This window comes from Pseudorhodoplanes sp. (assembly GCF_035565795.1).
Taxonomy (GTDB): Bacteria; Pseudomonadota; Alphaproteobacteria; order Rhizobiales; family Xanthobacteraceae; genus Pseudorhodoplanes.
The window spans coordinates 20373-29710 of sequence record NZ_DATMRV010000279.1; the positions used below are offsets into that span (position 1 = coordinate 20373).

Here is a 9338-nt window from a genome sequence, read left to right on the forward strand (position 1 = left end):
CGGAATTGTGCTGCAAAACCGCTGAAAACTCAAGCGCAACGGGCAAACGCTGGAAAAGGCGGCCGGTAATGATAGTCTAGGCGAACGACCGGAAAAGGAGATTTGAGGAATGGCGCGCAAAACGATCGAACAACGCTTGGCCGAACTGGATGCGCAGCGCGCCACGCTCAAGGCCCGGCTATCCAAGCAGGAACGCGCCAACGACACGCGCCGCAAGGTGCTGCTCGGCGCGCTCGTCCTGCATCGCCTCGAAAACGGCAAGGATGAGGAATTTTCCCGGCGCTTGGGCGAATGGCTCAAGCGTGAGCTGCCCGACTTCCTGACGCGGCCCGGTGACAAGGAACTGTTTGCCGACCTGATCGGCAACGCGCCGGCCGGGGAGACGACAGGCAGCGCCGGGGGGACGGCCGCATGAGTCAGGCAACGCTTGCATGGGCCGCGTTCAAGAACATGATGCGGCAGGCCGCGCGTGATCCGCTATGGGCGTTCGTCGCTCTGCTCGCCGCACCTTTCCGCATCTGGAAACCGCTTCTCGGGCTTCTGTTCCTCCTTGTTATCGTCCTGTTCGTCGTCGGCTTCGGCGGCCGCTTCGCTCTCGAACAAATCGGCTTCCGCGTCGGCTCGGTGCCGGTTCTCCTTCTCGATCTCGTAACGCTGCTGGTAGTGCTGGCGCTCGCCTTCCGCTTCCTCACCAATCCCCTGATTATCCATTTCGGGGATATGGACGGCGAAACCCACGGCTCGGCCCGCTTCGCCACTGACAAGGAAACCGCCGCCCTCGCCCGCGCCGATTCCGGCCTGCTGATCGGCCGCGATCCGAAATCCTCAAAGCTCCTGCGCTATGACGGCCCGGCCCATCTGCTGACGATGGCACCGACGCGCACCGGCAAGGGGGTGGGAACCATCATCCCCAATCTGCTCACCGCCGACCGCTCCGTGATCTGCATCGACCCCAAGGGCGAAAATGCCAAGATCGCCGGCCGCGCCCGCCAGCAATTCGGCCCGGTCCATGTCCTCGACCCCTTCGGCGTCACCGGCCAGCCCTCGGCCGCCTTCAATCCTCTCGACCAACTCGACCCGGCCGGCCTCGATGTCGCGGAAGATGCAAGCACCTTGGCCGACGCCCTCGTGTTCGATGAACCGGGCATGGCCGGCGAAGCGCATTGGAACGAGGAAGCCAAGGCGCTCATTGCCGGCCTGATCCTCCATATTGCCGCCAGCGAGCCGCGCGACAGGCGAAACCTCGCCACCCTGCGCGAAGCCCTCACCCTCGCCCCTGAAGCCTTCGCGGCGCTCCTGAAGGACATGCAGGCGTCAACCGCCGCCGGCGGCCTGATCGCCCGCGCCGCAAACCGCCACCTCGGCAAATCCGACCGGGAAGCGGCCGGCGTCCTCTCGGCCGCGCAGCGCCATACCCATTTCCTCGACTCGCCGCGCATGGTCGCGGTCCTCGGCCGATCGGATTTCCGCTTTGCCGATCTCAAGCGCCGCAACGCCTCGGTGTTCCTCGTCCTGCCGCCCGATCGGCTCGCCACCTATTCCCGCTGGCTGCGCCTGCTCGTCGCGCAAAGCCTGACCGACATGGCGCGCGACCCCGCCAAGCCGGCCGTGCCGGTCCTCTACCTGCTGGATGAGTTCGCCGCCCTCGGCCACCTCACCCCCGTCGAGCGCGCAATGGGCCTCATGGCCGGCTATGGCGTCCAGCTCTGGCCGATCCTGCAAGACGTTCACCAGCTCCGCGCCACCTACGGGCAACGCGCCGGCACCTTCCTGTCAAACGCCGGCGTCCTACAGGTGTTCGGCGTCAACGATCACGACAGCGCCCGGCTTGTCTCCGATCTGTTGGGCCAAGAAACCGTTGTGTTCCAGACCATGAGCCGCGCGCTCGATTCCGACAAATCCGGCATTTCCTATGGCGAGCAACACACGGCCCGCCCGCTGCTGACCCCTGATGAGGTCCGCAACCTGCCGCAGCATGTCGAATTGCTGTTCCTCGCCGGGCAACGGCCGATCGTCGCCGGAAAGCTCGCCTACTATGCCGATCCCGAGTTTCGGGGCCTGTATGACGCTGCCTGACGTGACAGGAAGCGGACCCGGCGCTTTGCGCCGGGACTTTGTTACGAACGGCCCTCCGGCTCTCTACGGCGCTATTGGGGAGCGCGTTCGCCTCCGTGCCGGCGCGGCTTGCGCCGCGATCCACCGCCGACCTGGTGCAAGCTCTATTCAGGGAAACGCCCGGCCGCGACGACAGCCCCCCGGCCGGCCCGCTCTCATCATCTAGGGCCGTAGGGACGGCCGGGGGGCGGGCCACACACGCAAGCATTAGCGTATTTAGCTATTTACGTATCAACGTGCATAAGGCTCGATCGGCGGCAATCCGTGCTGTGCCAGAACCGCCGAAAGCCCGGCCTCGGCCATCGCCTGAATTGTCGTTCCCTCTGCATCCGCGAGCTGGCGAAGGCGCTGCCAGTCCGATCGCCGGACCTTGACCGTAAGCGCGACAGTCTCGCCCCCTCCCCTCTTTCGCCTCGGCGTCGGGATTTCCACGGCCGGGCGATCGTCCTCGATCGCTGCAAGGCTGGTGGCCTCCGCGCCGGCCTTCGGGCGGGTGAAGGCCGCGAGGCCGGTTGCTTTCTTTGCCATAGGTTTCGCTCCTTCAATACGCGCTTACGTATTTAGCTATTTACGTTCTAACGTGCCTTTAATCCACGCCCACAAAGCCCGGATTTCCTCCGCTGCTTTCCCTTCGGCCTCGAACTCCGTCACGGCGCTGCCAGTCGTGACGGCGCGGGCGAACGCGCGCCGGTCGGTAATCTCGCCGGGTACGATCGGCAGTCCGTAGGCTTCCAGCGCCGCGCGCGTCTCCCCGATCTCGGGCGCACGGAACGGGCAGGCAGACAGGACGAACGCGCCGCGCACTTTCGCGGCCGCCACGATCTCGACGGCGGCCGGGACCGCAGCGAGGTCAAACGCGGACGGTCGGACCGGAATCAAGACCAGCTCCGACCTTCGGGCGATCTGGCCGGCCGCCGGGGCGGCATGGGGCGGGGCGTCCACTACGGCCAAGGTCATGCCCTCGCCCTCGGCCGCCCTAAGCGCGGCGTCCAGCTCCCCGGCCTGCGCCGTGGCGACGATCGGCGTTCCGGCTTCCCGCGCGCTCGCCCATGCGGTCGCGCTCTCCTGTGGGTCCGCGTCGATGACGCAAACCCGTTCGCCGGTCGCCTCGGCCGCCACGGCGGTATGAACCGAAAGCGTGGTTTTTCCGCTCCCGCCCTTCTGGCTCAAAAACGCAATGACGTTCATGCGTCAATCCTTCTTTGCGTGAATACGTATTAAAGCATATAGCTAAGGACGTTACTACGTCTTTAAGCTAGTGCGGCCATTCCTCGGCCGGCCAGTCGCGCGACGTGTGGATGACGCGCACGATCACGACGCTTTCCCGGCCCCCCACGTCCCGCAGCTCATAGGCGATGATGTAGGGATGACGGGCGAGGGACTTTTCATAGGTTCCGCTCACCCGCCCCGGCCGGCCGGTCGCAAATTCGCCGAGCTTGTTCCCGGCGTCCTCGATCGCATCCACGACCCGTTCGGCGGCGAATGGGTTGTCCTCTGCGATATAGCGCAGGATTTCGAGGTTATCCCGCTGCGCCTCAATCGACCAGACAACCGGCCTCATCCGCGCGCGGCTTTCCGGCGCTTCGCTTCCTCGATAACCTCACGCATTTCCGCGACGGCCTGCGCATGGGGGATCACTCGGCCGGCCGCTGCATCAGCCATGCCGCGCTTGATACCGTCGATGATTTCAAGCTCGCGATCGACATAGGCGGCGACGGCCTCGCCGGCGAGGAAGGATTTGCTTCGCTGCGTGTCGTTCGCGATCCGGTCGAGCTTTTCTTTCACATCGGGCCTAACCCGAATCGTCATGGTGGTGCTGGCGGTCATGGAATCGCCTCCGTGTGTTGAATTGTGTACACTCTAGCACGTTTTCCCGGCCGCCGCCATCGCCTTCTATCAAGGTAATACGTTTACACGTCAATACGTATTAACGTAAATAATTAAGCACCGACCTTGCCCTTTACTCCCTCTCGAAAGCCATAGGACGCTGGCCGCAGGCGCGAGCGGTGCGGATTAGGTAGTGGGGTGCCGTTTCCCGGCCCGCCTATACGCGGGCCGGAACCGCCGCAGGGCTGCGTAAGCAGCCCGAACAGCGGCGACCGCTTATGTTTTCCCTCTTAGATAAAGATCAGATGGGGATACAGTCTGGTTATCGGACTCACGTTTCATGAAGTTTTTCGCCATGCGCACAAGGGCCTGTCCTAGCGGGCTATCGCCGGCGTCGACCTGCGTTCGCTCATCGAGGGGCAGGGTGGTCTTGTAGGCGTCGATTACCTCGCTCCAAGCCCGCTGATCCTGTCCATGATCGGCGGGCGGGGGTGGAGCCTTGCCGAACCGTCCAAGGAACTGCCGGGCCTTCTCCGGCAGGGACAGGCGATAGGCGTTGCTGGCCTGCTGCACCTGTGGGCCGCGCCCTTCGTTCCCGGTCGGCTCATAGCGCCGCAGCCAGTCAATGAAGCCATGCGCCCGCAGATTCTTCAGCGCCCGCACGATCGTATCGCGCGACCGGCCTAGCCGATCCATGATCGTGGTGATTGACGGCTCAAGCCGGCCGGTGCGGAAGTCGATGAGATTGACGAACAGCCGCAGCACGTCCAGCGCCACCGATCCTAGCGGCCCGCTGCGCTCGCCCTTCTCGTGCAAGCCGGCCTCGTTGTAGATTTCGGCCGCCTTCAAGATCGCCTGCACGTCCTTGCGCGTCGTCGGCCGCCATATGCGGCCCTCCGATCGTCCCCGGATATGGCTATGCCGGCGAACTGGTGTCGGGCAGCGTGGGGCAGGGGGCGGAAAGATCAACCCTAGCGCGGTCTGTCCCGATCCCCGCAGGGCGGCCCGGCGCTCATGGGCGAGCGTCGTAAGCTCGCCGGCCTCGTCGTCGGTGAGCTGGCCCGCGCCGTATCGAGTCCAAACCTCCCGCATGATTTCATCAAGCGCGTTCCCGCGCGCGCAGCCGATCGCGGCCGCGTAGTGCGTCCTCAACATATGCCCTCGTCCTTCCATTTGAAGGACATGACAGCGCGGACGGCAGGCACGGCGCTCTCGTTTCCGCAAGAATCAATCTTGCGAATTGGAGTGCTCTAGCGTAGATAAGGGGAGAGTTAGCGGACCCCTTATCTACGGTGTGTCTGACGGCCTACAAAAACGCTCGACCGTTGGCGCGGTCGGGCGTTTTGCCGTTATGTCCCTTGCTTCGCTTCGATATAGAACCTCAACGCTTCCTCGATGATCGGCGCGCGCGATGACACGCCCCGTTCTTCCTTGATCCGGTCAAGTCGCGCGACCAGCTCAACGGGAAGATCGGTGTTTACGAAGGTGCGGCCAGCCTCACGCAACCGTTGTCGGTGCGCGGCCACGTCCCTCCGAATCCTATCAGAATCGCTTTTCATCGTTACTAGAAAGACCCGAAACCGCCCGATTCTGCAACCCTTTGCGTAAGGGGGCGAGAAAGGCACTACTTCTAAGGCCGGGGGACTAAACGTAGTTGCGTCAATGCGTATCCACGTCAATGCGTTCTATGGCCCGGTAGAGCGTGGCGCGATGCACACCCAAGAGCCGGGCAACCTCGGCCGGCTTCTTGTCCTCGCTGATGAGCTGGCGGGCGTGTGCGATCTGCTCGGCCGACAGGGCAGGGGGGCGACCGAACCGAACGCCCTTCGCCATCGCCGCAGCTCGGCCGGCGCTCGTGCGCTCATGGATCAAGCTGCGCTCGAACTCGGCAACGCCGGCGAAGAATGTCAGCACCATGCGCCCGGCCGGCGTCGTCGTGTCGGCCCACGGCTCGGCCAGCGATCGCAAGCCGGCCTCGGCGTGGCCGATCCGCTCGGCAATGTCGAGAAGATCGCGCGTCGATCGGGCGAGGCGATCGAGCCGCGTCACCGTCACCACGTTGCCCGGCTGCAAATGGTCCAGCATCTTCGCCAGCTCGGGGCGACCGCGCTGCGCGCCGGATGCCTTTTCCTCGAACACGCGCTTGCAGCCGGACGCTTTCAGCGCCGCGCGCTGCTGGTCGAGGGTCTGGCCGTCGGTCGAGACGCGGGCATATCCGATCATCATGGGGCAGGGGGCTTTCGCTGCTATGCTCACCACCCGAATCTAGCGGGTGCATCCCGTCGCGAAAATCCCTATTGTGCGACCGTCGCTTGTTTCGGGATTTTTGCGACTCTGGATGTTTAGGATTGCATGATGGTCGGAGGTAAGCCGGAGCTGTTGCTTTTACATGCCCTTCCTCTGGATGGGTCCATGTGGACTGAACAGGCGAAGCTACTTCCAGAAGCGACCTATGCGCCTACGCTCTATTCTCTAGGGGACCGCATAGAGGCATGGGCTAACGAAGCCCTGAAGCTGACGGCCGGGAATCGAATAATCGTCGTCGGTTGCTCTGTTGGAGGGTCTTGCGCTCTGGAGATAGCGACTATCGCGCCCAATCGTGTTGCCGCCCTAGTTCTTATCGGGACCAAGGCCAACCACAGGCCCGACCCTGCATTTCATGCTTCGGCTCTCGAAACGCTCCGCAAAGAGGGGCTTGAGACGGCATGGCAGCACCTATGGGAACCTTTGCTGTTCAAAGCGGCATCGCCTCGGGTGGTCAACGAAGCAAAGTGCATCACGCTTCGACAATCGCCCGAGGACGTAGCGCGAGGCGTGACCGTCTTCCATACCCGACCGAGCAGAGATCAAGCCCTTTCGGCCTTTCCGCGCCCGGTCATCGTAGTGAGCGGATCAGATGATGTAGCGCCCGGCCCCGAAACAAGTGCCAAACAGGCTGATCTGGCACCATCCGGCCGCCTGCATATTGTTCCCGAATGTGGGCATTACGTGCCTCTGGAACGGCCGAATGCACTGAACGCAATCCTCCGCAACGTAATAGCCGAGCATCAATCTTGAGCGCGGTCGTTCTGTCGCGGAAATCCTGACTTTCGCATCAAAATCGACGGCGCTGATTTTGCAGGGAAAAATCTGTCGCAAAAGTCGCGTGCGAAAGTCAAAGTTTCGCGACTGATATTTGCGACACTTCGCGGCCCGGATTCCGGGCCGCTGCGAACGTGGCGCAGGTTTCAGGATATTTGCGAAAATTCAAAATTGACGGCAAGGTATTCAGAACAGTGAAATCTTAGCGGGGAAGGATCGCAGATGCTGAAAACAGATACCCGCCAGGCGAACTGGCGCCGAGCCAATCCGGCTAAATATGACGCTCATCTTGCTGTACAGCGCGCGGTGAAGGCAGGCGATCTGGAGAAAAAAACTTGCGAGGTCTGCGGTGCTGAAGCGGTAGATGCTCATCACGACCAATATGACGAGCCTTTAAAAGTGCGTTGGCTATGCCGATTACATCATACGCGTCTTCATCATCACGGCGAAGATATGTTCCCGATCCGTCGCCCGACTGAGGGATAAAGGATATTATTATATATATGACAAAGCCCAATGCTCCGACATCATGAGAACGACTTAAAGCTGCCACTAAAATAAAGATTCTCTAGTGGTGACTAGTTAGTCTTAGTCCGTAATGTTGTCGAGTGTCGATTATCAGTCTATGGCTGCGCACGGTGAAGTCGCTCGGCTTCTTAAGCCAATGCACCCAAGCCCCTCAGAGCGGGTGAGCTGCTGTTTCATGTATGGTCTGGCTCAACTCGGCAAAGCGCATGCGCTCCACCATCGGGCAGTAATCTTGATCTGCTCGGCCTACTTCCCCAGCTCCAGACGCTTCTCGAACTCCTGGCGAATATGCGAGGATCGGAATCACCAAACCGCTGCGTGAGCGCATTGGCGACCACCTTGGCCTCCTCGAGCGCCGTCTCGCCCTCGGGGACGATCGCAGCTCCGCGATGACTGCCCTCGCGTCTTTTCCGGGCGTTCTCGCATCGCACGTGTCCGCTTTGGTCAAGATGATTGCTTTTTGCATTGGTTTTCCTATATGTCAAAGGTAATTCATTATGATCAACGCGATGCGGTCATTCCAAATGAGGGCAGCGCAGGCGTAAGACAGACCTCCTTTCACCACGCGCCGCGCGGCAGATAGAGACGTGATGTACGAAATGAGCGCGCCCTTTGTCGGCGGTGTTATGAGGACAGATGGCGGCCGAGCGACCCTCCCGGTCCTCGACCCGTGGGACGATGCGCGGATCGGGTCTATCACTCTTGCATCGGTCGACGATCTCGATGATGCGTTGACGGCTGCGGATCGGGGATTTCGCCATTGGCGCCACGTCTCGGCGTGGGACAGGGGCGTCGTCCTGAAGCGGGTCGCGGACCTTCTTCGTGTAGAAAGCGATCGCTTGGCGGCGGTTCTGACCGCAGAGCAGGGCAAGGTCCTGCGCGAGGCCAAGGCCGAAGTCGGCGCGGCCGCAGAGGTCTTTGATTGGGCCGGCGAGGAAGGAAAACGTGCCTATGGCCGGGTGATACCGGGGCGGAGCGCCAACAGGCATCTCTTCGCCAGTCGCGAACCGGTCGGGCCGGTCGTGGCCTTCACGCCATGGAATTTCCCGCTGGTGCTTCCGGCCCGCAAGGTCGCCACGGCCCTGGCGGCGGGCTGTTCGGTGATCCTCAAGCCGTCCGAGGAAACCCCGCGAACGGCCATCGAGTTGGCGCTGTTGTGCTATCGCGCGGGGCTGCCAGAGGATTGCCTTTCGGTCGTGTTCGGCGACCCGTCCGCGATCGCGGAACGCCTCGTCGCGTCCAGTGTAATTCGCAAGGCCTCGATTACGGGATCGATCAGGGCCGGTCGTGCTGTCGCCATGTTGTGCGGCCAGCATCTGAAGAAATGCACGTTGGAGCTGGGAGGCCACGCCGCCGCCGGCATATTCGCGGATGTGGACCCGGTGCGGGCGGCCGATGCGCTGGCCGCCGCCAAGTTCCGCAATGCCGGACAGGTCTGTGTCGCGCCCAGCCGCTTCTTCGTCCACGAGGCGATCCACGCACCATTCGTGGAGCGCATGGCGGAGATCGCGGGTGCCCTGCGTGTCGGCCCGGGCAACGGAACCGAAACTGACATGGGTCCGCTGGCCAATGGCCGGCAGCGGGATTCGATCGCGCGGGGCATCGAGGATGCGCTTGCGCGCGGCGCATCGCTGGTTACTGGTGGGAAGCGAGTCGGGGATCACGGCAACGGCTATCGCCCGACCGTGCTGACCGACGTGCCGGACGATGCGGACATCATGCAGATCGAGCCGTTCGGACCCGTGGTGCCAATCACGAAGTTTACCGGCATGGAAGAATTCGTGTTA

Annotated in this window: 12 protein-coding genes; 5 read left to right on the forward strand and 7 right to left on the reverse strand. The window is 62.6% G+C overall.

All coding sequences use genetic code 11. The features are described 5' to 3' along the window. Positions 1–109: 109 nt before the first annotated feature. Complete coding sequence (locus VNZ93_RS24835; protein WP_152512522.1) at positions 110–415, forward strand: mobilization protein; 306 nt, start codon at positions 110–112, stop codon at positions 413–415. After that, the gene (locus VNZ93_RS24840; RefSeq protein WP_325711941.1) at positions 412–2076 is read left to right on the forward strand and encodes a type IV secretory system conjugative DNA transfer family protein; all 1665 of its coding nucleotides are present in this window, start codon (positions 412–414) and stop codon (positions 2074–2076) included. The genes VNZ93_RS24835 and VNZ93_RS24840 overlap by 4 nt, the downstream gene beginning before the upstream one ends. Before the next feature lie 270 nt (positions 2077–2346). Here the strand turns inward: VNZ93_RS24840 and VNZ93_RS24845 are convergent, their stop codons facing one another. The 7 genes from VNZ93_RS24845 to VNZ93_RS24875 all read right to left on the reverse strand — a co-directional run bounded on the left by VNZ93_RS24845 (position 2347) and on the right by VNZ93_RS24875 (position 6168). Continuing rightward, a complete protein-coding gene (locus tag VNZ93_RS24845) occupies positions 2347–2643 on the reverse strand; it encodes a hypothetical protein (RefSeq protein ID WP_006473490.1) in 297 nt (98 codons plus the stop codon). 36 nt (positions 2644–2679) lie between these two features. Continuing rightward, the gene (gene parA, locus VNZ93_RS24850; RefSeq protein WP_021316632.1) at positions 2680–3303 is read right to left on the reverse strand and encodes a ParA family partition ATPase; all 624 of its coding nucleotides are present in this window, start codon (positions 3301–3303) and stop codon (positions 2680–2682) included. A gap of 67 nt (positions 3304–3370) precedes the next feature. Continuing rightward, positions 3371–3676, reverse strand: coding sequence for a type II toxin-antitoxin system RelE/ParE family toxin (locus VNZ93_RS24855; protein WP_006473480.1), 306 nt, complete (start codon positions 3674–3676; stop codon positions 3371–3373). Continuing rightward, positions 3673–3942, reverse strand: coding sequence for a CopG family ribbon-helix-helix protein (locus VNZ93_RS24860; RefSeq protein ID WP_006473479.1), 270 nt, complete (start codon positions 3940–3942; stop codon positions 3673–3675). The genes VNZ93_RS24855 and VNZ93_RS24860 overlap by 4 nt, the downstream gene beginning before the upstream one ends. A 276-nt stretch (positions 3943–4218) precedes the next feature. After that, positions 4219–5097, reverse strand: a complete 879-nt coding sequence (locus VNZ93_RS24865) for a helix-turn-helix domain-containing protein (protein ID WP_325711954.1) — start codon at positions 5095–5097, stop codon at positions 4219–4221. 194 nt (positions 5098–5291) lie between these two features. Then, the gene (locus VNZ93_RS24870) at positions 5292–5468 is read right to left on the reverse strand and encodes a ribbon-helix-helix protein, CopG family (RefSeq protein ID WP_325711957.1); all 177 of its coding nucleotides are present in this window, start codon (positions 5466–5468) and stop codon (positions 5292–5294) included. A gap of 133 nt (positions 5469–5601) precedes the next feature. After that, the gene (locus tag VNZ93_RS24875) at positions 5602–6168 is read right to left on the reverse strand and encodes a recombinase family protein (RefSeq protein ID WP_325711960.1); all 567 of its coding nucleotides are present in this window, start codon (positions 6166–6168) and stop codon (positions 5602–5604) included. A gap of 129 nt (positions 6169–6297) precedes the next feature. Here VNZ93_RS24875 and VNZ93_RS24880 point away from each other — a divergent pair, with 129 nt between their 5' ends. The 3 genes from VNZ93_RS24880 to VNZ93_RS24890 all read left to right on the forward strand — a co-directional run. After that, positions 6298–6999 (forward strand): alpha/beta hydrolase, encoded by a 702-nt coding sequence (locus VNZ93_RS24880; protein ID WP_325711969.1) that lies wholly within the window; start codon positions 6298–6300, stop codon positions 6997–6999. Positions 7000–7245: 246 nt separating this feature from the next. Beyond that, on the forward strand, positions 7246–7509 hold the full coding sequence (locus tag VNZ93_RS24885; protein WP_325711963.1) for a hypothetical protein: 264 nt from the start codon (positions 7246–7248) through the stop codon (positions 7507–7509). A 641-nt stretch (positions 7510–8150) separates the two neighbouring features. Then, positions 8151–9338 (forward strand): aldehyde dehydrogenase family protein (locus VNZ93_RS24890; RefSeq protein WP_325711966.1); only part of this gene is annotated, 1188 nt, incomplete at its 3' end.

Excerpts from the sequence above, each read along its gene's own strand:
- VNZ93_RS24835 (WP_152512522.1), top strand. The coding sequence starts at position 110 with ATGGCGCGCAAAACGATCGAACAACGCTTGGCCGAACTGGATGCGCAG.
- VNZ93_RS24840 (WP_325711941.1), top strand. The coding sequence starts at position 412 with ATGAGTCAGGCAACGCTTGCATGGGCCGCGTTCAAGAACATGATGCGG.
- VNZ93_RS24845 (WP_006473490.1), bottom strand. The coding sequence starts at position 2,643 with ATGGCAAAGAAAGCAACCGGCCTCGCGGCCTTCACCCGCCCGAAGGCC.
- parA (WP_021316632.1), bottom strand. The coding sequence starts at position 3,303 with ATGAACGTCATTGCGTTTTTGAGCCAGAAGGGCGGGAGCGGAAAAACC.
- VNZ93_RS24855 (WP_006473480.1), bottom strand. The coding sequence starts at position 3,676 with ATGAGGCCGGTTGTCTGGTCGATTGAGGCGCAGCGGGATAACCTCGAA.
- VNZ93_RS24860 (WP_006473479.1), bottom strand. The coding sequence starts at position 3,942 with ATGACCGCCAGCACCACCATGACGATTCGGGTTAGGCCCGATGTGAAA.
- VNZ93_RS24865 (WP_325711954.1), bottom strand. The coding sequence starts at position 5,097 with ATGTTGAGGACGCACTACGCGGCCGCGATCGGCTGCGCGCGCGGGAAC.
- VNZ93_RS24875 (WP_325711960.1), bottom strand. The coding sequence starts at position 6,168 with ATGATGATCGGATATGCCCGCGTCTCGACCGACGGCCAGACCCTCGAC.
- VNZ93_RS24880 (WP_325711969.1), top strand. The coding sequence starts at position 6,298 with ATGGTCGGAGGTAAGCCGGAGCTGTTGCTTTTACATGCCCTTCCTCTG.
- VNZ93_RS24885 (WP_325711963.1), top strand. The coding sequence starts at position 7,246 with ATGCTGAAAACAGATACCCGCCAGGCGAACTGGCGCCGAGCCAATCCG.